The 21,862-nt window shown below is 61.1% G+C and carries 19 protein-coding genes; 5 read left to right on the top strand and 14 right to left on the bottom strand.

Annotated features, from left to right (window positions below):
• The 4 genes from AC2GXZ_RS25185 (at position 1) to AC2GXZ_RS25170 (ending at position 3,310) form a co-directional block, all read left to right on the top strand.
• Positions 1 to 849, top strand: coding sequence for a sugar phosphate isomerase/epimerase family protein (locus tag AC2GXZ_RS25185; RefSeq protein WP_483761957.1), 849 nt, complete (start codon positions 1 to 3; stop codon positions 847 to 849).
• Positions 850 to 909: 60 nt separating this feature from the next.
• The gene (locus AC2GXZ_RS25180; protein ID WP_483761956.1) at positions 910 to 1,578 is read left to right on the top strand and encodes a nucleoside triphosphate hydrolase; all 669 of its coding nucleotides are present in this window, start codon (positions 910 to 912) and stop codon (positions 1,576 to 1,578) included.
• A 112-nt stretch (positions 1,579 to 1,690) separates the two neighbouring features.
• Positions 1,691 to 2,560, top strand: coding sequence for a D-psicose 3-epimerase (locus AC2GXZ_RS25175; RefSeq protein ID WP_483761955.1), 870 nt, complete (start codon positions 1,691 to 1,693; stop codon positions 2,558 to 2,560).
• Positions 2,561 to 2,857: 297 nt separating this feature from the next.
• Complete coding sequence (locus AC2GXZ_RS25170) at positions 2,858 to 3,310, top strand: RrF2 family transcriptional regulator (protein ID WP_483761954.1); 453 nt, start codon at positions 2,858 to 2,860, stop codon at positions 3,308 to 3,310.
• Between the two features lie 32 nt (positions 3,311 to 3,342).
• Here AC2GXZ_RS25170 and AC2GXZ_RS25165 read toward each other — a convergent pair whose 3' ends face one another.
• From AC2GXZ_RS25165 to AC2GXZ_RS25100, 14 genes are all read right to left on the bottom strand, one after another.
• Positions 3,343 to 4,560: an SfnB family sulfur acquisition oxidoreductase gene (locus AC2GXZ_RS25165; protein ID WP_483761953.1), complete on the bottom strand. Its 1,218-nt coding sequence runs from the start codon at positions 4,558 to 4,560 to the stop codon at positions 3,343 to 3,345.
• 151 nt (positions 4,561 to 4,711) lie between these two features.
• A complete protein-coding gene (locus AC2GXZ_RS25160; RefSeq protein ID WP_483761952.1) occupies positions 4,712 to 5,272 on the bottom strand; it encodes an NAD(P)H-dependent oxidoreductase in 561 nt (186 codons plus the stop codon).
• Positions 5,273 to 5,333: 61 nt separating this feature from the next.
• On the bottom strand, positions 5,334 to 6,506 hold the full coding sequence (locus tag AC2GXZ_RS25155) for an acyl-CoA dehydrogenase family protein (protein WP_483761951.1): 1,173 nt from the start codon (positions 6,504 to 6,506) through the stop codon (positions 5,334 to 5,336).
• Positions 6,507 to 6,626: 120 nt separating this feature from the next.
• Positions 6,627 to 7,730, bottom strand: coding sequence for an LLM class flavin-dependent oxidoreductase (locus tag AC2GXZ_RS25150; protein WP_483761950.1), 1,104 nt, complete (start codon positions 7,728 to 7,730; stop codon positions 6,627 to 6,629).
• 156 nt (positions 7,731 to 7,886) lie between these two features.
• On the bottom strand, positions 7,887 to 8,975 hold the full coding sequence (locus AC2GXZ_RS25145; RefSeq protein ID WP_483761949.1) for an LLM class flavin-dependent oxidoreductase: 1,089 nt from the start codon (positions 8,973 to 8,975) through the stop codon (positions 7,887 to 7,889).
• Entirely contained in the window at positions 8,972 to 10,699 is a 1,728-nt protein-coding gene (locus AC2GXZ_RS25140; RefSeq protein WP_483761948.1) for a dipeptide ABC transporter ATP-binding protein, read from the bottom strand. The genes AC2GXZ_RS25145 and AC2GXZ_RS25140 overlap by 4 nt, the downstream gene beginning before the upstream one ends.
• On the bottom strand, positions 10,678 to 11,526 hold the full coding sequence (locus AC2GXZ_RS25135; RefSeq protein WP_483761947.1) for an ABC transporter permease: 849 nt from the start codon (positions 11,524 to 11,526) through the stop codon (positions 10,678 to 10,680). Before AC2GXZ_RS25135 ends, AC2GXZ_RS25140 begins: the two co-directional genes overlap by 22 nt.
• Positions 11,523 to 12,533 carry an ABC transporter permease gene (locus AC2GXZ_RS25130; RefSeq protein ID WP_483761946.1) on the bottom strand — a complete coding sequence of 337 codons (1,011 nt, stop codon included), beginning with the start codon at positions 12,531 to 12,533 and terminating at the stop codon, positions 11,523 to 11,525. Before AC2GXZ_RS25130 ends, AC2GXZ_RS25135 begins: the two co-directional genes overlap by 4 nt.
• 37 nt (positions 12,534 to 12,570) lie before the next feature.
• A complete protein-coding gene (locus tag AC2GXZ_RS25125) occupies positions 12,571 to 14,223 on the bottom strand; it encodes an ABC transporter substrate-binding protein (protein WP_483761945.1) in 1,653 nt (550 codons plus the stop codon).
• Positions 14,224 to 14,673: 450 nt separating this feature from the next.
• Positions 14,674 to 16,977 (bottom strand): molybdopterin-dependent oxidoreductase, encoded by a 2,304-nt coding sequence (locus AC2GXZ_RS25120; protein ID WP_483761944.1) that lies wholly within the window; start codon positions 16,975 to 16,977, stop codon positions 14,674 to 14,676.
• Between the two features lie 45 nt (positions 16,978 to 17,022).
• Complete coding sequence (locus AC2GXZ_RS25115; protein WP_483761943.1) at positions 17,023 to 18,399, bottom strand: FAD-binding oxidoreductase; 1,377 nt, start codon at positions 18,397 to 18,399, stop codon at positions 17,023 to 17,025.
• The gene (sseA, locus tag AC2GXZ_RS25110; RefSeq protein WP_483761942.1) at positions 18,396 to 19,274 is read right to left on the bottom strand and encodes a 3-mercaptopyruvate sulfurtransferase; all 879 of its coding nucleotides are present in this window, start codon (positions 19,272 to 19,274) and stop codon (positions 18,396 to 18,398) included. Before sseA ends, AC2GXZ_RS25115 begins: the two co-directional genes overlap by 4 nt.
• A gap of 88 nt (positions 19,275 to 19,362) precedes the next feature.
• Positions 19,363 to 19,965 (bottom strand): DsbA family protein, encoded by a 603-nt coding sequence (locus AC2GXZ_RS25105; protein ID WP_483761941.1) that lies wholly within the window; start codon positions 19,963 to 19,965, stop codon positions 19,363 to 19,365.
• A gap of 12 nt (positions 19,966 to 19,977) precedes the next feature.
• A complete protein-coding gene (locus AC2GXZ_RS25100) occupies positions 19,978 to 20,544 on the bottom strand; it encodes a TetR/AcrR family transcriptional regulator (protein WP_483761940.1) in 567 nt (188 codons plus the stop codon).
• 404 nt (positions 20,545 to 20,948) lie between these two features.
• On the opposite strand from AC2GXZ_RS25100, the gene AC2GXZ_RS25095 reads away from it, so the two are divergent.
• The gene (locus tag AC2GXZ_RS25095; RefSeq protein WP_483761939.1) at positions 20,949 to 21,815 is read left to right on the top strand and encodes an alpha/beta hydrolase; all 867 of its coding nucleotides are present in this window, start codon (positions 20,949 to 20,951) and stop codon (positions 21,813 to 21,815) included.
• The last annotated feature ends 47 nt before the right edge of the window (positions 21,816 to 21,862 follow it).

The following is a 21,862-nucleotide window of genomic DNA, read 5'->3' as shown; positions in this document are numbered from 1 at the left end:
ATGCAAGGTTTTGGTATTCACGCAATGGTCTGGTCCACTGTCTGGGACCATGCCGGTGCCGAGCGCGCCATCGCGGGCGCTGCCCAATACGGCCAGGACTATATCGAGATCCCGATGATCGACATTCCGTCGGTCGATGCCGGCCATACCCGTGCGCTGCTCGAAAAGCATAAGCTCCGTTCGGTCTGCTCGCTCGTTCTGCCGGAAAGAGCCTGGGCCTCGGTCCGTCCCGATGCGGCGATCGAGCATCTGACGGCGGCGCTCGACAAGGCAAAAGAGATCGGTGCCGAGGCGCTTACCGGCGTGACTTTCGGTGGAACCAACGAGCGGACCGGGTTTCCGCCGACTGAGGGCGAATACGACAACCTCACCCGTGCGCTCGGCGCCGCCGCCAAACACGCCAAGACGATCGGGTTGGAATTCGGCATCGAGGCGGTCAACCGCTACGAGAGCCATCTGATCAATTCCGCCGAGCAGGCGGTTGCGATGGTCGAGCGGATCGGTCTCGACAATGTCTTCGTCCATCTCGACACATTCCATATGAACATGGAGGAAAAGGGCTTAGCCTCCGGCATCATCGCCGCGCGTGACCATCTGAAATGCATGCATATGTCGGAAAGCGATCGCGGCACTCCGGGGTACGGCAACATTGCCTGGGACGAGCTCTTTGGTGCGCTTGCGGCGATCGGCTTCAAAGGCCTGCTGACGCTTGAAAGCTTCGTCACCATGCAGCCCCTGATGGCCGGCGATATCTCGACCTGGCGTCCCGTCGCCCGCGATGTCGATGAGGTGCTGGACAACGGCCTGTCATTCCTGCGCAACAAGGCAGAGCAGTACCGGATTTTCTGAATGCCTGTGCGCCCTTACGGGCGGACCGGCTTTTCTTCAATGACCGTGGTGAGGACCACCTTGAGCAAGATAGAAGACAATGCGCGCGAGATCGCCGCACGAGCCCTCCAGCGCTTCGGCCAGGAGAAAGCGCGACGGGTGATGATCGCGATTGCCGGGGCGCCGGGATCGGGAAAATCGACCATCGCCGAGCTGGTCGTGGATCAGTTGAACGGCAAAGGCGACATTTCGGCCGCGCTCTTCCCGATGGACGGTTATCACTACGATGACGCCGTGCTGGAAGATATGGGTCGCCGCCCGTTCAAGGGCGCAATCGACACGTTCGACGCGCATGGGCTGCGGCATATGCTGACGCGCCTCACGGCCAATGAGGACGATGTGATCGCCGTGCCGGTCTTCGACCGTTCGATCGAAATCGCCCGCGCCGGCGGACGCCTGATCCCGCAATCCGTCGATATCATCGTCTGCGAGGGCAATTATCTGCTCGCCAGCCAGTCGCCCTGGGATCGCCTGAAGCCGATCTTCGACTTCACCGTTTTCGTCGATGTCGATGAGGACGATCTGCGCAGCAGGTTGCAGGATCGCTGGCGCGGCTTCGGTCTGGACGAGGCCGAGATCACCAGGAAGGTCGAGGAAAACGACCTTCCCAACGGTCTTTCGATCATCGCCAATAGCAGCGAACCCGACCTTCGGGTGAAAAATCCGGGGAACAGTCAGAAACAGGACTGACGTCCCAAACACATTCTACCCCGGTCTGAGGGAGGAGATGCCGAAAAAGGCAAGCCCTTGGCCGCTTTAGCGAAACCCAGACAGCGACAGCTGGACAATCAGAGAGGCTCCCATGAAACACGGCATCTATTACTCCTACTGGGAACATGAGTGGAGCGCCAAGTTCGGCTCTTATGTCGAAAAGGTTGCCAAGCTCGGCTTCGACATCATCGAGGTCGCGGCCCATCACATCAACGAATACAGCGAGGCGGATCTCGCCGCGATCAAGCAGAGCGCCAAGGATAACGGCATCATCCTGACTGCCGGTATCGGCCCGTCGAAGACGAAGAACCTGTCGTCCCCCGACGCCGACGTGCGCAAGGCCGGCAAGGCCTTCTTCGAACAGACGCTGACCAATGTCGCCAAGCTCGACATCAAGACGATCGGCGGTGCGCTTCATTCCTACTGGCCGGTGGACTATTCCAAGCCGGTCGACAAGGAAGGTGATCGCGCCCGTGGCGTCGAAGGCATCCACGGCATTGCCGATTTCGCCGGTAATCTCGGCATCAACCTCTGCATCGAAGTCCTCAACCGCTTCGAGAACCACGTTCTCAATACCGCCGCCGAAGGTGTCGCTTTCGTCACCGAAGTCGGCAAGCCGAATGTCAAGGTCATGCTCGACACGTTCCATATGAACATCGAGGAAGACAGTTTCGGCGAGGCGATCCGCACGGCCGGCCCGCTGCTCGGTCATTTCCACACCGGCGAAAGCAATCGCCGCGTGCCGGGCGTCGGCAGAATGCCCTGGCATGAGATCGGTCTTGCACTGCGCGAGATCAACTATACCGGCGCGGTCGTTATGGAACCCTTCGTCAAGACCGGCGGAACCATCGGGTCCGACATCAGGGTCTGGCGCGACCTGAGCAATGGTGCAGACGAGGCGAAGATGGATGAGGACGCGAAAAACGCGCTCGCCTTCTCGCGCTTCGTTCTGGGTGGCTGACGCCGGGTCTGACCTGCATTGACCGTATCGATACTGCTTCCGCCACAAGATGAAGGGCGGGCCGTTCGACCGCTAACCAATGCAGGTCACATCGACTTTACGACTTGCTCGATCGGTTTCATTCGAAATCGATCGAGAGCTTAAGACAGGGATCAGGCTGGCAGACATGATCTGAGGAGGCTGCCGTCCGGGATAATCTGAAAAAATGCCAGGCATCAGGCGTTGAAGCGCTGCCAACTGTCCTGTAACGGTCGCATCAACCGCAATTCACGCAGAGTGCGAGCGCTTGGACACGCCATGCTGACCAAAAAAGGCAAATACGGGCTGAAAGCCCTGGTTCACCTGGCACAGCTAGAACCCGGGACCACGGCTTTCGTCAGCGAGATCGCCGTACAGAACAACATATCCAAAAAATTTCTCGACGCCATTCTGCTTGAATTGCGCAAGGGCGGCATCCTTCGATCGAAAAAAGGGCCGGGTGGCGGTTACGCTCTGTCGAAACCTGCATCCGAAATCTATATCGGGCATGCGGTGCGCATTCTGGATGGTCCGCTGGCGCCGATCCGCTGCGCAAGCAAGACGGCGTACGAAGCCTGTGACGACTGTCATTTTCCCGAGGACTGTCAGATCCGCCATTCCATGAGCGAAGTGCGCGATGCGATTTCGGCCGTACTGGACACGATGACGCTCGAGGACATGGTGTTGCGCCGCTCTCCCGGACTTGGCGAAAAGGCCGGCATCGCCGGTTGATCCGAGGGGCTTTCGATCCTGTGCTGAACAGATCAGAAAATTCCGCTCGGTGCAGGTAGTCGGCCGTTGAGATGATAATCGCCGATTGCGTAATGCTTCCAACGGACCGGATCATGCACCGTGTGGGTTCTGGCATTGCGCCAGTGGCGGTCGAGGTTCAGGCCTTCGTCTGTCGATGACGTTCCCGCGAGCTCGAACAGCGTGTTCGAAGCCGCCAGGGCCGCTTCCGTCGTCAGGATTTTTGCGGCGGCAACCGCAAGCGATGCCTCGGCTGCCGTCTCCGGCGAGGGGCTGATCTGTGCCGAATCGACCTTTCGCCCGGCACGTTCCAGCATGGCACTTGCAGCTTCGATCTTGACGGCAATCGTGCCGGTCCGGGCAATCGCCAACGGATCGTCGCTGGCGACGTTGACGCCAAGCGCCTGATTGCCGCGCGATTTCGTGCGGATGAAAGCGGTCATGTCCGCAAATGCGGCCCGTGCGATGCCGAGATCGACAGCAGCGTGCAGCAGTTGCCCGAGCGAACCCAGTGTATTTGCACGTTGGAACAGGTCCTTATGACGTATGACGGCATCTGCCGGCACATAGACGTTCTCGATCGACACAGTGCCGCTGGCTGTCGTTCGCTGGCCGAACCCTGCCCAATCGTCGATGATGGTCACACCACTCGCATCCCGCGGCACAATCGCCATCACCATACTGCCATCGGGATCAAGCGCAAAGATCGCCATCCAGTCGCAGAAGAGAGCGCCGGTGGAATAGTATTTTTGCCCGCTGATCCGGAAACCGACACCATCGCGCACAATGCGCGTAGTGACCTCGCCCGCGGTCTTCGTGCCGTTTTCGGCAAGAGCATTGGCGAAATGATCTCCCACCAGTGCGCGCGAGAAGAAATAATGCTGCTGCGCATCGGTGCCCGCGAGCCGCAACACTTCCAGAATGTAAAAGTGGTTTTGCGGTATCTGACCGATCGAGGCATCGGCCTCTGACAGATGTGCGATCACCTCCGCCAGAAAGGGATTGGAGATATCCGCGCCGCCGTATTCGGACGGAACGGTGATCGCCAACAGACCGGATTGCGACAGAAGCTCCATCTCCCTGAAGGGAAGGATACGCTGCCGGTCGCGCAAACCCGCCTCTATGGCAAGATGGGCCGCAAGTGCCTTCGCGGCGTCAATGGCCTCATCCTCCGTCGCGAGATGAGGCGGCACCGTTCTGATCTTTTCCGCCAAGCGGATAACGCTGCTCATGCCGCCCTCCGAGCCATGCCGGTTCATCCGTCCCATTCAGCCATCGCGGCGGACAGAAAGAAAGCAACAGAGGTGCGATTGCACCGTATGCTCTTGTGATTTTTTTCTGTTTTGAGACTGGTTTGGCGTAAAATCGGCCTATGCCCGACTGCTATTCCGCCGCCACCTGCGCAACAGTCTCGCGCGTCTTGATGAGGAGAGCGGCCTCGGCAAGCACCTGGTTGATGCGGCCGGAGATCGCTGCAGAGGGACTGCCGTCGGTAAAGTCGCGGCTCGATGTATAGATCGCCGTCGGCAGAACAAAGGCCTCGAAGAAGGCAAAAAGCGGACGCAGCTGATGTTCGACGACAAGCGAATGCCGATCGCCACCGCCCGTTGCCGTCAGAATGATCGGCTTACCGCGCAGATCGGACGGATCGAGGAGATCGATGACATGCTTGAACAATCCGGTATAACTTCCCTTGTAAGTCGGCGAGCCGATGACAAGCGCTTCCGCTTCGACGATCGTGCGGATCACCCTGCGTGCCGCAGGATCGAGGTCGCTGACAGATCTTGCGGCGCTGAGCGATAGTCCGAGATCTTCCACGTCGAAGACCACATATTGCAGCCCGGCCTGCCGCGCCAAAGCCTCCGTCACACTCTCGACAAAGCGTAATGTGCTCGACGGACGGGAGATATTGCCTGAGAAGCCTACGATCAGGTTGTTGCTCATTCGGTTTCCTTTCGAAAAAATGCTTTCGGCAGTCATGGTGAGAGGAGGACTTGCTTGCCCGTCAGGCTGTCTTGAGGAGGGGCACTCTTGCCGGATCGCCTGCCTCGGCGTTGTTCCAGCGGTCGAAAGCGGCGCGGCCAAGGATGGCGACGGACGTATCTTCCTGCGGCGCATGGACGAGCACGGACTGGATATCGCGGAAATGCCGCTCAAGACCCAGGTCGCCATTGAGGCCGGGATTGCCGATGCCGCGCACCGCGATCTGTACGGCATCGCGGATCTGCCGGCCGGCCAGCAGCCGCGCCCTGATCAGTCTTTCCGCATCGCCGAGATTATTGTCGAGCGCGCCAAAAATGATCTGGCGGGCGCCGGACACCAGAAGGTCGATCTCGCCTGACAGCGTGATGAAGCGCTCGGTGCGTGCAATGGGATGACCCAGATTGGCAGGGACCCGTTCATGGGCAAAGCGGATGAAGGCCTCTTGTGCTGCTTCAGCCGCACCCAGATAGATTGCGGTCAGCGCCAGCGTGATCGCCGCATGGCCGCGATTGTCCTGCTGGGCGACGGATGGATCTACCAATTCCAGCACGTTTTCCGCCGGGATCTCGACTTCGGTATATTCGACGTCATGGGAGCCGGTGGCGCGCATGCCGAGGCTCTTCCAGTTCTCTATCACCTTGATGCCGGGCAGGCCGTTCGGCACGACGAAGGTTCCGACCCGCGCCTGCACCTCGTCCGTGTGGGCCCAGACAAGGAAATGGGTGAGGCCATGGGCGCCGGTGACGAACCGCTTGCGACCCGTGATCGACCAGCCGTTCGCCGTGCGGCGGGCGCGTGTTGCCGGCAGGCCGCCGCGTGCCGGCGAGCCGAGTTCAGGTTCGACACGCGCGGCGTTGAGCAGCAGCGGCTGTTGGCGGGCCTGCCCAAGCAGATGCCGGTAGAGGCCTTCCGGCCAATGGCTCTTCGTCGCTTGTCCCAGGTGGTTGAAGATCGTCATCGCGCTGATGAGCGCCACGGACGGATCGCCACGCCCGAGTGCGGCAAGGATATGCGCAGCGCTGCTCAATGTGCCACCTGGGCCGCCATAACGGGTGGCTACGGTGCTCTCGAGGAGGCCAGCCTGATGGACGGCGCGAATGCCGGTCCAGGGAAACTGGCCGGTCTGGTCCGCTTCGGGGGCGGCTTCGGAGAGAATACGCACGGCAGCGTCGAGGGCGGTCGGATCATAGGACATGAAGTTCTGGGCCTTGTGGCTGTCGGGCGAGCGCATCAAGCATAAAGAGACGGACGACCCTGCTGCATTTCGAAAGGGGAGAGGGGAAAGGTCCGGCAAAAAGGGCCGGACCAGTCTAAATCAGGCCGCAGCCTTTCTTTTTGCCTCTTCCCGTTCACGGATGCCTTCACGCACGAGCGGCAGGATATAACGCCCGTAATCGACGGCATCGTTGTAATTGTCGTAACCGCGGATGGAAATCAGGTCGGCACCGAGATCGATATAGTCGAGGATGGAATCGGCGATCGTGCGCGGTGATCCAACCAGTGCGGTGGTGGCACCGCTTGCATTGGTGGCCGTCACGGTCGGATACCAGAGCGCCCGGTCATGCACGTCGCCGCGCTTGGCGATTTCCAGCAACCGCTGCGAACCGACATTGGCCGGCGCCGGCGCATTGACCGGAGCCCGGTGAAGGCCCTTCTGGCGGTTTTCGGTCAGGCGATCGAGAACCTTGTGCGCCTTTTCCCAGGCCAGTTCATCGGTTTCAGCGACAATCGGGCGGAAGGTCACCCAGATGCGCGGGCGATCGGTGCGGCCGGCCTTGGCTGCCTCGGCATAAACGCGTTCGATCTGCTGTTTCGTTTCAGCCAGAGGTTCGCCCCAGAGACCGAAGATATCGCAGAGGGAACCGCCGATGCGATAGGCGGCATCCGACGAGCCGCCGAGCGAGATCGGAATGAGCCCGTTGGTCGGGCGCACGGCGCTGCGGAACTGCTTGAACTGGTAATATTTGCCGTCGAAATCGAAGGGTTCCTTCGACGTCCAGGCGAGGCGCAGGATTCGGATATATTCTTCCTGCCGCTCGTAGCGTTCTTCCTTGTTGAGGAAGTCACCTTCGCGTGCCTGTTCCTCGTCGCTGCCACCGGCAATGAAGTGGACGACGACGCGGCCGCCGCTCAGCTGGTCGAGGGTTGCAAGCGACTTGGCGGCAACCGTCGGATAGACGGTGTTCGGCCGCAGTGCCACGATGATCTTGATGTTCTTCGTGTGGGCCAGCACCGTCGCTCCGAGCGTAAACGGATCGAAGGACGACGAGGAATAGGGGATCAGCGTGTAGTTGAAACCATAATCATCCAGCGAGCGGGAATAACGCTCCAGATAGTTCGGATCCACGGGCGCATCGGGAATGGGGTTCAGGTCGTTCGATGCGTTGGGAAAACTTACGCTGATGAATTCCGCAGCCATGGTCGCTCCTTGAGGTTTTCAAACAATGAGGGAAGGTTAAGCGGCGGCAGCGAGGTCAGGAAGACAGGTCTTTCTTTTTCTATGGATTATGTAGAAAATATTCTCTGCCGCTTGTTGTGAAATAGACTGGGAGACCGCGACTGCGGTTTTGCCTTCTCAGGATGCCGGGGCGGGCGACCAGCCAAGCAGTGGTGCGACCGTGCCGGCGAGATCTGTCAGCAGCCGTACATTGTCGGCGAGCCCGAAGGCCGGGGGCAGGAAAAGCACGATCTCGTCGGCGGCCGCGAGGCCCGGATCATTGAACACCGCATCGATCACCTGATCGGGCGTGCCCTGGAAGACCGGTGAGATCTGCGCGCCGGCGGGCTGGCCCGGAGGTGCAAGCGCGCCTTTCGGACGCGATGCGGCGATGCCGTTGGTCCGGCGGTCGAGATCATAGGCCGCGTATTTTTCCCGGAGATCGGGCGTGGTGCCGACCAGAATGGAGGCGGCGACGGCGACCGATGGCGGATCCGTTTTCCAGATCCGGCGCCAGGTATTGCGATAGGCTTCGATGAGCCGGGCCTGGTACTGGCCGAAACCTTCGCCTTCTTCATGGTCATGCAGGACGGTGCCGGTAATAAGTCCGATCCCGAGTTCGGCTGCCTGTACGGCCGAGGCAAGGCTGGCCGAGCCCTGCCGGATGCGGCTTCGCAATGTCGGGCTATGCGGTGTGACACGCAGCTCGGCACCCAGCGCTGCGCCCGGGACCGGTTCGGTGACGGTGTGCAGGACTTCGCCGGAAATCGCAGAGAGGAAACGGGCCTGTCGGCGTTTTGCTTCCGCGCGGGCGTCGGTATCGACTGTGCCGAACACTGCGTCGAAGGCGCCGTTCGCTCCGGTTGCTATGGCGAGCTCAAGTCGGCCGCCGATCAGGAGGTCCGTCGTGCCGGCGGCCTCGGCGAGCAGGATCGGTTCCTGATACCGCATCGGGATGACCGCCGAGCCGAGCGTGATGTGTTGCGTATGCTGGCCGACAGCTGCGAAGAAGGGCAGCGGAGACGAAAGATAGTGATCGAAATGCCGCTGATAGGCCCAGCCTGACTGGTAGCCCAGCCTTTCGGCTTCCCTGAACAGGTCGATCCCGTCGCGCAGGCCCTGTGCCGGCCCGGCATCGTCATTGAACGATACGCGGGTGTTGAAGCCGAGCCGCTGTTTCGGGCGGAAGGATGCGGGCAGCGTGCCTGCCGGTGCCGCGATGGTCATGCGAGCTGCTCCTGTCTCAGATTTTGCCGGGATGTTGGTTGCGGCTTGCGGGCATGTTCAGTGATGCCGGATGGGATCGATTCCAGCAGCGAGGCTGTGTAGGCGTGCTGCGGATTGCCGAAGATATCCGTGACGTTGCCGTGCTCGACGATTTTTCCCCGCTGCATGACGGAGACCGTGTGGGCAAGCTGGCGCACCAGCGCCAAGTCATGGGAGACAAAAATGTAGGTGAGGCCGAGCTTCGCCTGCAGCGACAGCAGAACCTCCACGATATCGGCCTGAACGCTGACATCGAGTGCGGATGTCGGTTCATCGAGGACGATGACGTCGGGTTTCAGCACCAGCGACCGTGCAATTGCCACGCGTTGCCGTTGGCCGCCCGACAGGGCGCTCGGCTTGCGGGCCAGCAGATGGTCGCCAAGTCCGACATTGCTCAGCGCCTCGCGGACCTGTTCGGCGCGTTCCTGCGGGGGCCCGATCCGGAACCGGTCGAGCGGTTCGCGAACCAGATTTTCGACTGTCCAGGTCGGGTCGAGCGAGGTGAACGGGTTCTGATAGACCAGCTGGAGATGCCGCCAGACGGCGCGCAGGGATGTCGGTGAGCGGCCCGAAACCTGCTCGCCGGCAACGGAAATTGTTCCGTCATCCGGTTGGTCCAGTCCAAGAAGCAGGCGGATCGTCGTCGTCTTGCCGGAGCCGGATTCTCCGACCAGCGCATGGGTGGTGCCGGCCGGGACGGAGAAAGACACGTCATCAACGGCGGTGAGGATCTTGCCGTCGACGGCAAACCGCTTGGTGACGGCCTGAACCTCGATCTTCGGCACTTCATCGGCATTGCGCAGGCGCAAGCCGGTTTCGCGCAGCCGGGCATAACGATCCGGATTGAGGGCCGGTACATCGGCATGCAGTTTTCTGGCATAGGCCGAGCTCGGCGCGGAGAAGACGGAGGAGGTCCGGCCTGCCTCCTGTACCACGCCGTTCTTCAGCACGACGAGACTATCCGTTCGTTCTGCTGCAATGGCGAGGTCATGGGTGATGAGAAGCAAGCTGATATCGAGATCGTGCTGGAGGCGCGACAGAAGGTCGAGGATCCGTTTCTGGATCGTCACGTCGAGCGCGGAGGTCGGTTCGTCCGCCACCAGCAGCGCCGGGCGCGGCAGGACGGCGAGGCCGATCAACACCCGCTGCAGCATGCCGCCGGAAAGCTGATGCGGATAGGAATCGTAGACACGCTGCGGATTGTCGAGCCCGACCTGCGCGAAGGTTTCAAGGACGAGCGCCTTGCGGATCGCCGTGTTCGGCTCGTCGGTCAGGGCCGCCGCCTCCATCGCCTGCACGCCGATCGTTCTCACCGGATTGAGGGCATTGCCGGGATCCTGCGGGACAAAGCCGATGGCACGGCCACGCAAAGGGCGAAACCGGCGCTCGGGGAGCGCAAGCAGATCCTGCCCGCCGAAGCCGACATGTCCGCGCGCTTCGGCCCCTGCGGGCAGCAGCCGCAGAATGGCACGGGCGATGGTCGATTTGCCGGATCCGGATTCACCGATCAGTGCGAGGCTTTTGCCTCGCCCAAGTTCGAAGCCGACATTGCGCACGACCTCCTGCTTGCCATAGGAAACCGAAAGGTCATCGACTTTGAGCAGAGGTCGGGTCACGGGTTGCGGTCCGGGCGCCACCGTGATGGCTTCGATGAGGGTGGCGGTCAGTCTGTTTTGCGAAGCCATCGGCTGATCCTGTTCACTGAGAGGACGGTTAAGATGGTGACAAAGGCGGGGGCGTATACCAGCCACGGCCATTTGAGATAGTCCTTGCCGATCGAGATCAGCAGGCCCCAGTCGGAGGCAGGCGGCGGGTCGCCATAGCCGAGGAAGGCAAGGCTGGCGATCACCAGGATCGACTCGCCGAACTGCAGCACGGCGAGCGGCAGCACCGAGCGTGACGCATTGGGAAGGATGTGGCGCCAGAGGATGTACCAGCGCGAACCGCCCGACAGGAAGGCCGCCTCGACAAAGGTCGCCTGCCGCGTTTTCAACACTTCGGCACGGGTGACACGAGCGAAGATCGCCACCGCTGAGACGCCGGTTGCGATCGCGGCGTTGATCGTCTCGAAACCGATCGCGGTGACGACGATGACCGCGAGCAGGAATTTCGGGATGGACAAGAGCACGTCGACGAGCCGGGCGAAGACGATATCGACCCATCCGCCGAGGAAGCCGGCCAAAAGACCGATCAGCCCCCCGACAACCACCCCGATCACGACAGCGACCAGTGCGCTCGATACCGACGAAGCGGTGCCATAGACCACGCGGGTATAGACATCGCGGCCGAGATGATCGGTGCCGAACCAATGCGCCAGGCTCGGGCCGAGCAGCTTGTCGGTGGGCACGCCGATGGCCGGGTTGTGGCTGGTGAAGAGGCCGGGGGCAACCGACCAGGCAATCACGATCGCGACCACAGCAAAGGAGACTGCAACGATCGGCGGCATGCGAAGGCTGGCAAGCCAGTTTATCGGGGTCGTCGCGGATGGGGCCGAGCTGAAGGTAAAGGTCATGGGGTCACCGCCTTGGTCGCACCGATCGAAGGTTCGTCCGCAGTGGTTGGCCGGCGCTTCACACCGCCGAGGATTTTTACGCGCGGGTCGAGCAACGGGTAGAGAAGGTCGGCGATCAGGTTGACGAGCACGAAGACCACGGCGCCGAGCGAAACAACCGCCTGCAGAACCGGCAGGTCCTGGGTGCTGACGGAGCGCTGCACGAGGCTGCCGACACCCGTTCTGCCGAAGACGGTCTCGGTGATCAGCGAACCGCCGAGAAGTTCGCCGATCGTGAGTGCCACGACCGTGACGACGGGCAGCGAGGCAGGCTTCAACAGGTGTTTGACGAAAAGCCTGGCCTGTCCGATCCCACGGCTGCGGGCGACCGCGGCATATTCCTGCTCGGCTTCCCGGTCGAGATTGGCGATCAGGACTTCGGCGATCTGGGCGGAAACCGGGATGCCGAGCGCGATCGCTGCAAACAGGGTTGCCCAGAAACTGTCCGGGTTGATGACGCGGAAGAGCCCCAGCTGGAAACCGAAGAGATGGATCAGCACCAGGCCAATGACGAAATTGGGTACCGAGAGGAACAGCGACGGAAACCCTCGCAGCAGCCCTTGACCGTAGCGCTTGGGAACGAAGCGGGTGCCATAGGCGACCGCGAACGCAAGGATCAGCGCGACGGCCAGGCCTGCCGATGCGAGGATCAGCGTCGAGGGAAGAACCTCGGCAATCAGGGTCGAGACGGGACGAGTGGATCGCATCGACATGCCGAGATCGCCGGTGAGGAAGCCGGACAAAGCGTTCCACAGCTGCACGACGATCGGCTTGTCGAGTCCCTGCGCGGCGATGATCTCGGCAATCTCTTCTTCGGAAAAGCCGTTCTGCGGGTTGCGCAGCACGCTGGTGATCGGGTCGCCAGGCAGGATGCTGACAACCACGAAGGTGAAGACATAGGCCAGAAGAATGACGATAACCGCCTGGCCGAGCCGCTTTGCTGCGTAGTTTAGGTAGGCATTGCTCATGCCGTTCCCTCCTTGCATTGCTCGGTTTGTTTCGGGATCAGTCGGCAAGGAAGGCCGTGTAATAGCTGGCATAGGCGACGCCGTTATAGACTTCGCCCTTCAGCGTCGGCGACTGCACGTAGATGCGTTGGACGATCTGCGTACGCGGGATGAAATACCCCTGGTCGAGGACATAATGCTGAAGATCGTTGAGAAGCGGGCTGCGCTCTTCGAAAGAGCCGGCGCCTGCGATCCTGTCGCGCAGATCGTTGAGCTTCGCATCGCTTTCTCCAAGCCCGAACCAGTTCTCGCCGTTGTTGGCATTGGTCAGGATGCCGGCAACGGTTCCCGCGTCGATGAAGCTTCGGGTGACCTCATAGGTCGGGACATTCGGAGCCGCATATTTGACCTTTTCGCCATAGGTGACGACGTCATACGCCCGGATATCCACTTTCCAGCCGAGTTTACCCAGTTGCTGGGCAATCAGTTCGTCAACCGACTTGGAGGTAGCGAGATAGGGATTGGAATGAAGCGTGATCGCAAGCGGCTTGCCGTCCTTGGTGCGGAGGCCGTTCGCACCCTTTACCCAGCCTGCTTCGTCAAGCAGCTTTTCCGCCCTTTCCGGATTGTAGGCAAGAAGCGCGCTCTGATCGGTGGCGCCGGGGACATTGCTCTGGATGAACGACGTCGCGAGCTGCCAGTCCGGCGTATAGACGGTGTCGATGATTTCCTGGCGATTGATGCCGGCCTGGAGTGCCTGACGGACCTTCACATCGTCATAGGGTGCAAGCTTGGTATTGACCGCCCAGCCATTGACGAAACCGAGATAACGCGGCGTCGAGATGCTGAAACCTTCCTCCTTCAGGGATTTCAACTCCTGAGGGGAGGCATTGTAGGCGATATCGGCCTGGCCGGACTGCACCGATGCGACCCGGAGCGAGGGTTCGGAAACCAGCTTGTAGGTGATCGAATCCAGGAATGCAGGGCCGGTATGGCCGACGGCCGCAGGCCCCCAGTTATAGTCCTTGCGTTTGACCAGCTTGACGAAATCGCCCTCCTTCCAACTATCGACCACGTAAGGCCCGCTGCCGGCGGTCTTGCTGAGATCGGCTTGCTGCGAGGCCGGTTGCGCAATGCTCCTGGGGGAAACAAGGATGGAGCCGTGGTAGCCCAGCGTCGGCAGGAAACCGAGTGTCGGCTTCTTGAAGAAGACCTTGACGGTCGAGGCATCGATAGCCTCGGCGCGCTCGTAGGTTTTCGGGAAAAGCCCGATCGGGTTGATGCCCTCGTTCTTGCGGCCGGCATACCAGATGTCGAGATTGGCAACGACCGCGGCCGCATCGAGCGGCACCCCATCCGAGAAGGTCACGCCGCTTTTAAGATGAAGTGTAAATTCGGTCGCCTTGTCGTTCTGTTCCCAGCGTTCGGCAAGCCAGGGGCTGACCTTGCCGTCGGCATCGACATAAAGAAGCTTGTCGGTCACATGACCCCAGATATGGCCCTGAAAACTGGAAATGGCGCTGTTATTGGGGATCCAGGTGTCACCGAGGGAATCGATCAGGAAAGTGATGTCGCCGCCATCGCGCGGATTTTCCGCGGCCTGTGCCGGGGTGAACCCCAATGGAGCGACAAGTGCTGCTGCGGCCGCCACGGAGGTGGTGATGAGCAGGCGCCGTCGGGAGAGGGAAAGCAGGGAGGAACGTTCGGTCATGGGGTGATCCTGATGATTGGGGTTGTGTTGGTTCCGGGCCGGTGCTGTTTCGCTTGCCGCGGAGAATGGGAAAAAGGACACGACTCGCCGTTTCCGCCCGACGGTTTCGCCGGGTGGGCGGAGCAGCTGCCTGATGATGAAAGATGCTTTTCTCAGAGCGCCTCAGTGGCGGGAAGCACTTGCGGCTCGGCCGTTATCGAACAGCCAGAGACGGCCGTTTCGAGCGTGGAGCGCGCTGGCTTGTACACTTTCCGGTCATGTCGCGTCCCTCTTGCTTTTGATGAATGTCATGACACTCAGCCTAGCAGGGCGGCTCGAATGAGAAAGACTGACTATTCTTTTTCTATCGATTTTATGGATTATTTTGTCGCAATTGTTGGCTTGGCGGGGTTTCGTGTTTCACCGGGCTTTTGATCGTCTTCGGCGGCTCAGCGGGAGCCGCCGAACCGATTATCGCAATTCGGCAAACACCATCTCGTCGAAAATCCGCACCGGCGGCAGGTCACCCGAAAAGCGCTCGACGTCCACTCTGGTAATCTGCCCGGTGCAACCCTGCGCCAGCTTCGAGGTTCCGATATCACGGGTAAGGATATTCGGATTGCCATGGATGCAGGTGGCATTTTCCGCCTGGCGATCGTGTGGCTCGAACCATGCGCCGGTCGAAAGCTGCATCACGCCTTGCCGCACATCCTCGCTCAACACGGCGGCTGCAAGGCAGCTGCCGCGGATATTGAACAGTCGAACGATCTCGCCATCCTTTATGCCGCGTGCCGCCGCATCGGCCGGATTGATGCGGACCGGCTCCCGGTCCCTGATCTTTGTCGAACGGCTGAAATCGCCATAGTCGAGCTGGCTATGCAGGCGCTGGTGCGGCTGATTGCAGACCAGATGCAGCGGATAGTCTTCGTGTTCAGGCTCTGCTGCCGACCTGGCAGGATACCAGTGCGGATGGCCGCGGCAGTCGTCATAACCGAAACCCTCGATCGTCTGCGAAAAGATCTCGATCTTGCCGGATGGTGTCTGCAACGGCGAGGTGGACGGGTCGTTGCGGAAGGCAGTTGCCGGCCCGCCTTCGTCGGACCGCAAAGGCAGCCGCAATTCGCCCCGCGCCCAGAATGTTTCGAAATCCGGGGCATCGTGGCCACCGGCTTCGAGCGCCTTGCGGGTGGTCTCGAACAGGAAGGAAAGCCATTCTCCGGATGTCCGGTTCTCGGTGAAGGCGTCGAACTTGCCGAGATGCCGGGCGATTTCGGAAAATATCTCGTAATCGTCGCGCGCCTCGCCGACCGGCTCGATCAGCTTTTTCATTGCAACCATCAGGTCGTCGCGGTCGGCGGCACCAATATCGTCGCGCTCGAGCGTCGTCGTTGCCGGCAGAACGATATCGGCGTGGCGGGCGGTCGAGGTCCAGGCAGTTTCGTGGACGATGATCGTTTCGGGACGCCTGAAGGCGGCTCGCAGGCGATTGAGATCCTGATGATGGTGAAACGGGTTTCCGCCCGCCCAATAGACGAGGCGGACGTCGGGATATCGCAGGGCCTTGCCGTTGTAATGGCATTCGCCACCCGGATTAAGCAGCAGGTCGGCGATCCGGGCAACGGGGATGAAGTCCGTCACGGGGTTCCTGAACTGGTTGAGCGTCGGCAGCGGCACGGCCAGCTGGCGCTTGCCGATATTGCCAAGCGCGCCGAGCGAATAGGAATAACCGCCGCCATCGAGCCCCATCTGGCCAAGCATGGCAGCAAGCACGATGCCCATCCATACAGGCTGTTCGCCATAATCGGCCCGCTGCAGCGAATGGCTGACGGTGATCAGGGTTCTGGAGCGCGCCATGGCACGTGCCAGATCCTTGATGGTCGCGGCATCGATGCCGCAGATATCCGCGGCCCATTCGGCGGTTTTCGGCACTCCGTCGGTGCGGCCGAGCAGATAATCCTCGAAACGCTGGTAACCGACCGTGTAGCGATCGAGGAAAGCGCGGTCATGCATGCCTTCGGTTACCAGAAGATGGGCAAGGCCGAGCATCAGCGCCACATCGGTGCCGGGAATGACCGGCTGCCACTCCGAATTCACCTCAGCGGGAAAATCATCTTTCAGCGGGCTGACGGAAATGAACCGGGCACCACGGGCGCGGGCACCCGAAAGCTTCGGCCGCACGATATGCGCGCCGATGCCGCCGCCATGCACATCGGCGTTCTTGATCGCCATGCCGCCGAAGGCAACAACAAGCTCGGTGCTTCGCTCGATCGCATCCCAGGTGACGCTCTTGCGGTCGAACGTGTCATACGGCCCGAGAACATGCGGGATGATCACCGAGGCGGCGCCGGAACTGTAGGTGTTGACCGATCGGACATAACCGCCCAGCACGTTCAGAAAACGATGGATCTGGCTCTGCGCATGATGGAAACGGCCGGCGCTCGACCAGCCGTACGACCCGCCGAACACGGCTGTCGGGCCATGTTGGGCATATAGGCGCTGCAGTTCACCACCGACCCTTTCTATCGCTTCCTGCCAGCTGACTTCGACATAGTCGTCTGCGCCGCGCCTGCCGGCATTGCCGGGCGCGCCTTCGAGCCAGCCACGCCGGATCGCCGGCCGCTTGATGCGCGCGGTGCTATCGGCGATCGCCGGGATGTTGCCGAGCAAGGGTGACGGATGCGGATCATCGGGATGCGGGACTATTTCAAGCTTGCCGTTTTCATAACGGCCGGAAAAGGCACCCCAGTGGGAGCTGTGCGGCTTGAGTGAATTCATCGCAATCGATCCTCGGCAATCCATGTCGTTTTCTGCGGGCAAGGTCTAGTTTGGCAAGACCTTGCCCGGGTTCATGATGCCGGCGGGATCTATAGCGTTCTTGATGACCGCCATCAGATCCACGGCGTCGCCATGTTCGGCCCGCAGATAGGCGATCTTGCCGGTGCCGACGCCGTGCTCGCCCGTCGACGTACCGCCGACCGAGATCGCATATTGCACCATCTTCTTGTTGATTGCCGCGACTTCATCGAGTTCGGCCTGATTGGCCGGATCGACGGCGAAGACGACATGATAATTGCCGTCGCCGACATGCCCGAGAATGGCTGCCGGCACGCTGCAGCCTGCCAGAAATTCACGCGTCTTCAAAATGCAGCCGCTCAGCTGCGAGACCGGCACGCAGACATCGGACGACCAGCCCTTGGCGTTTTCACGCTGCGAGACGACGGCGTAAAAAGCGTTGTGGCGCGCCTTCCATAGCCTGTTGCGTTCCTCCGCTGCATTCGCCCATTCGAAATCCTTGCCGCCGTTTTCCTCGACGATTGCCGCCACCATCTCCACCTGCTCCTGCACGCCGGCGGGCGAGCCGTGAAATTCGAAGGCGAGCGTGTCCTCAATCTTCAGCGACAGTCCGGAATAGGCGTTCACCGCCTTGATCAGGCCGCGGTCCATTAGCTCCATGCGGGCGACCGGAATGCCGAGCTGGACGACCTGGATTGCCGCGGCAACCGCCTGTTCGACACTTTCAAACGAGCAGAGCGCCGCCGAGATCGTCTCCGGAATGCCGTAGAGCCTCAGCGTCACTTCGGTGATGATGCCAAGTGTGCCTTCCGAGCCGACGAAAAGCCGGGTGAGATCATAACCCGCCGAGGATTTGCGCGCCCGGCCGCCGGTGCGGATGATATTTCCGTTCGGCAACACCACTGTCAGGCCCAGCACGTTTTCGCGCATGGTACCGTAGCGAACCGCGTTGGTACCGGATGCACGGGTGGCCGCCATGCCGCCAAGCGAGGCATTGGCACCCGGATCGATCGGGAAGAACAGGCCGAGGTCGCGCAGATGCGTGTTCAACTGCTCGCGCGTGACGCCGGCTTCCACCGTGCAGTCGAGATCCTCGGCGCTAATGCGGGTGATCTTTGACATGCGGGACAGATCGATCGAGACGCCACCGCGCACGGCGGTCAGATGGCCCTCGAGAGAGGTACCGGCGCCGAAGGCGATGACGGGAACGCTTTCCGCGGCGCAGAGGCGGACGATCTCGGCGACGTCCTCGGTCGTCTCGGCGAAGATGACGGCATCGGGGATTGCCGGCGTGTGATGGGATTCACCGCGGCCATGCTGCTCACGGAGCGCTTGGGATGTCGAAAACCTCTCCTCGAACCGGGTTTTCAGGGTTTCGGCTAGCGCGGTCGACAGCTCGCTCATTTGCTCTCTCCCTTGAGGGCCGGCCCTGTGTCCACGGGCGTGTCACCCGGCTGGCCCCATTCGGTCCAGGCGCCGTCATAGATGGCGACGTCATCCTTGCCGGCGAGATGCAGGCCGAAGGCGAGCGCTGCGGCCGTGACGCCGGAACCGCAGCTTGCGATGACGGGCCTGGAGAAATCGAGGCCTGCCGTCTCGAACGCCTTTCGGATTTTCGCCGTATCGAGAATTTCCCCGGTCTCGGGATTGGTGAGCGCGTTGAAGGGAAGGTTGAGGCTGCCCGGAATATGGCCGGAGCGCAGGCCCGGGCGCGCTTCCTTCTCGTCGGCGGCAAATCGTGCGGCGGAACGTGCATCGATGACCTGTTCGGCGCAAGTGCCGATATTGCCGAGAACCTCTGCCTTGGAGCGGACGGCGGAAGGATCGAAGTTTGCGACAAAATTTCCCTTGGCAACGGAGGGCAGTGCATCCGTCACCGGGCGTTCTTCCGCCAGCCATTTACGAAGACCGCCATCGAGTACCGCGACCTTGTCGTGGCCGAAGATCCGCAAGGTCCACCAGACCCTGCCGGCCGACATCAGGCCGGGTGTGTCATAGACGACGACGGTGCTGTCGTTCGAGACGCCGAGATCGGCCGCATAGCCCTCGAAGGCTTCAGGCGAGGGCAGCATATGCGGCAAGGATGTGTCGTGATCGGCGATCGTGTCGATATCGAAGAAACGCGCACCCGTGATGTGGCGTGTGGCAAAGTCCTCGGCAGCGATGGGCTTGACGCCTGGCAGCTTGAAGGAGCCGTCGAGGATGACGAGATCCGCATCGCCAAGATGCGCGGCCAGCCATTCGGTGGAAACGAGGGAACCGGGAAGGGAAAGGGACATGGAAAACTCCGGAAATATATCTTTCACGCTCTGACTTGTCCCGCCCCGGCGTTTGGATGCGGCGCAAGTCTGAACGCTGGCAATGAAATCAGGCGACCAGCTTTTCGCCCTTGAGATGGCGTTCGAGGAAGGGCAGGCTGTCCTGCCCCCAATAGAGTTCATCTTCGTAGCGGAAGGTCGGGAGGCCGAAGACGCCGGCTGCCTTTGCCGTCTCGTAGCTTGATTTGCGGATCGCCTGTACGGCATCGCTTCCGCCCCGCTCGTCCAGTGCCGCGCCATCGAAGCCTGCGGCATTCGCGATCGCATGGCGGATCTCGGTTTTGCCGATGTCTTCGCCACGACCCCAGAAAGCATCCTGAAGCGCGCTCGTCAGCGTCAGCCAGTCTTCGCCCGCTTCGATTGCGGCGGTGACCATCAGGCCTGCCGGCGCGGGATCGGAAAGGGCGGCGCGGTTTTCGAAACTGAGCGGCTTGCCCCGCAACGCGGCCCAGCGCTTCAGGTCTCTGGTCCAATAGGCCCGGCGCGGCTCCGGCCGGTTGCGCGAATAGATGCCGCCATTGTCCTCGATCAGCGGAATGACATGCGGGCGGATCGTGGCATTGTGCTCGCTCGCCAGCGCCGCGAAAGGCCCCAGGCCGATATAGGCCCAGGGCGAGCCGATGCTGAAGAAATAATCGATGGTCTTTGTCATTGTCTGATGCTTTCAGGTGGGCTTGTTGCGGGCCGTCATGTCGAAGACGGACAGGGCACAGTCGCGAGCGACGAGGACCGTTTTCGGATCGCGTCCGACGGCGACCGTTGCCAGCGCACCCTCATAGAGAAGGGAAAGATGCGCGGCCGCCTGTTCTGCATGGCTGCCGTCTTTTGCAATAATGGCAGCGAAGATGTCGCGAACCATCGCCTTGTGGGTGCGCGCGACGGATACGACCCGTTCGGAATCGCCATGCTCGGCGACCGCCAGGGCAAAAGCGCAGCCGCGGAATTCGGGGCTGTCGGCCTTTTCATACAGGCGCTCGAAAATCAGCTCGATCTGCTCCCTCGGCGCCATTGCCGCATCCACGACCTCCTGCAACGCGCGGATCACCCGTTCATGCCGGGTCTGCAGATAGGCAGCGACGAGATGGTCCTTCGATGGAAAATGCCGGTAGAGGGTTGCCTTGGCCACATCTGCCTCTTCGATGATGCGGTCGATGCCGACGGCCCTTATGCCCTCGCGATAAAACAGTGCTCCGGCTGCGGTGAGGATCTGGTCTGGTATGGATTCTCTCATTGGATCGCTTCGAACTGGTCGTTTCAACATGGCATGATCGACGGGCTTCGATCATATGACAGAAGCAAGACCGGTCTGTCTTGCTGATGAGAGTTGTCAACCAGATAGAGGATCGCGTCAAGCGGAAGCGCACTCGAAAGCCGGCTTCCTGTGTCGATCTGACGTCAAGGATCTGAAATTGATCGATATATACGGTGGCAAAATATCGCGAAGCGGGAGCGATAGAACAATCTCGTTATGTTCAAAAGCGACGCGGGGATCGGATCTATTGCGACATCCGGTCACCTGATTTTATCCGCTCAAGGTCGTGGTGATCCGATTTTTGAAAAATACGAGCTCATCCGATTGCGAGGTGCGTCATTGTCGCCTAGCACCGTGTTTCACTCTGTCGGGGATGCGCGGGAATGACGAGCCAAAAGCCTTACACGATGCCGGGAATGGTATTTTTCGATCTGGCACCGGCTGCGGGTGGCGAGCCTTATCGCATCTTTCTTTCGATACCTGTCGGGGAGCCGCCTGCTGCGGGTTGGCCGCTGCTGGTGATGACCGACGGCAATGCCACCTTTCCTTTTGCCGCTGCAAGCCTTGTGACGCAGGCACCTTACCCGACAGCAACCAATGTCGGCTGGGGTGTGGTCGCGGCGATCGGTTATCCGTCCGACGAACCCTATAATGCACAGCGCAGGGCCTGGGATCTGGGGCCGCCGCCGGTCAAATCCTATCCGCCTTATTTCGAGGGCGGTCCTCCCGTTATGATCGGCGGAACCGGCGAACTGCTTGCCTTCATCGAGACGCAACTCATTCCGCAACTTTCCGACATGGTGCGGATTGATCCGGCGCGGCGATCGCTTTTCGGGCATTCCTTCGGTGGCCTGTTTGCCCTTTATGCTTTGTTCGAGCGACCCGGCCTGTTCCGCAACTGGATCGCGGCCAGCCCGACAATCTATTGGGAAGGCAGCGAAATCCTGAACAATGAGGCGCGTCGCGCGCGCGCACCGGGCAACGCGCCGTTTCTACATCTGTCGGCCGGCGAATATGAGGGGGACGAGCTTGCACCCTTCCAGTATCGCAACGAGGATGCCGCATCGCGCCTGGAGAAAAGAAAGATGGAACGCACAGTTGCCCTGGCGGAGGAGATGGCGGTGCGACTGAACGGTTCTGCGGACGGCATTCGCACCGAATTCGAGCTTTTCGCCGGTGAGACCCACATGTCGGTACTCGGGCCAGCCGTCAACCGAGCGATTGCCGTCGCCTTCGCGGTCAGGTCCTGAGCTTAAGTCTTCCGCCGCAATCGCCACGGCATCCCGTTACGCTTCTG

It is taken from the genome of Aliirhizobium sp. YIM B11859, from assembly GCF_057163345.1.
The sequence above is the reverse complement of the archived record's forward strand: the minus strand, read 5'-3'. Positions and strand labels throughout refer to the sequence as shown.

Excerpts from the sequence above, each read along its gene's own strand:
- AC2GXZ_RS25185 (WP_483761957.1), top strand. The coding sequence starts at position 1 with ATGCAAGGTTTTGGTATTCACGCAATGGTCTGGTCCACTGTCTGGGAC.
- AC2GXZ_RS25175 (WP_483761955.1), top strand. The coding sequence starts at position 1,691 with ATGAAACACGGCATCTATTACTCCTACTGGGAACATGAGTGGAGCGCC.
- AC2GXZ_RS25170 (WP_483761954.1), top strand. The coding sequence starts at position 2,858 with ATGCTGACCAAAAAAGGCAAATACGGGCTGAAAGCCCTGGTTCACCTG.
- AC2GXZ_RS25165 (WP_483761953.1), bottom strand. The coding sequence starts at position 4,560 with ATGAGCAGCGTTATCCGCTTGGCGGAAAAGATCAGAACGGTGCCGCCT.
- AC2GXZ_RS25160 (WP_483761952.1), bottom strand. The coding sequence starts at position 5,272 with ATGAGCAACAACCTGATCGTAGGCTTCTCAGGCAATATCTCCCGTCCG.
- AC2GXZ_RS25155 (WP_483761951.1), bottom strand. The coding sequence starts at position 6,506 with ATGTCCTATGATCCGACCGCCCTCGACGCTGCCGTGCGTATTCTCTCC.
- AC2GXZ_RS25150 (WP_483761950.1), bottom strand. The coding sequence starts at position 7,730 with ATGGCTGCGGAATTCATCAGCGTAAGTTTTCCCAACGCATCGAACGAC.
- AC2GXZ_RS25145 (WP_483761949.1), bottom strand. The coding sequence starts at position 8,975 with ATGACCATCGCGGCACCGGCAGGCACGCTGCCCGCATCCTTCCGCCCG.
- AC2GXZ_RS25140 (WP_483761948.1), bottom strand. The coding sequence starts at position 10,699 with ATGGCTTCGCAAAACAGACTGACCGCCACCCTCATCGAAGCCATCACG.
- AC2GXZ_RS25135 (WP_483761947.1), bottom strand. The coding sequence starts at position 11,526 with ATGACCTTTACCTTCAGCTCGGCCCCATCCGCGACGACCCCGATAAAC.
- AC2GXZ_RS25130 (WP_483761946.1), bottom strand. The coding sequence starts at position 12,533 with ATGAGCAATGCCTACCTAAACTACGCAGCAAAGCGGCTCGGCCAGGCG.
- AC2GXZ_RS25125 (WP_483761945.1), bottom strand. The coding sequence starts at position 14,223 with ATGACCGAACGTTCCTCCCTGCTTTCCCTCTCCCGACGGCGCCTGCTC.
- AC2GXZ_RS25120 (WP_483761944.1), bottom strand. The coding sequence starts at position 16,977 with ATGAATTCACTCAAGCCGCACAGCTCCCACTGGGGTGCCTTTTCCGGC.
- AC2GXZ_RS25115 (WP_483761943.1), bottom strand. The coding sequence starts at position 18,399 with ATGAGCGAGCTGTCGACCGCGCTAGCCGAAACCCTGAAAACCCGGTTC.
- sseA (WP_483761942.1), bottom strand. The coding sequence starts at position 19,274 with ATGTCCCTTTCCCTTCCCGGTTCCCTCGTTTCCACCGAATGGCTGGCC.
- AC2GXZ_RS25105 (WP_483761941.1), bottom strand. The coding sequence starts at position 19,965 with ATGACAAAGACCATCGATTATTTCTTCAGCATCGGCTCGCCCTGGGCC.
- AC2GXZ_RS25100 (WP_483761940.1), bottom strand. The coding sequence starts at position 20,544 with ATGAGAGAATCCATACCAGACCAGATCCTCACCGCAGCCGGAGCACTG.
- AC2GXZ_RS25095 (WP_483761939.1), top strand. The coding sequence starts at position 20,949 with ATGACGAGCCAAAAGCCTTACACGATGCCGGGAATGGTATTTTTCGAT.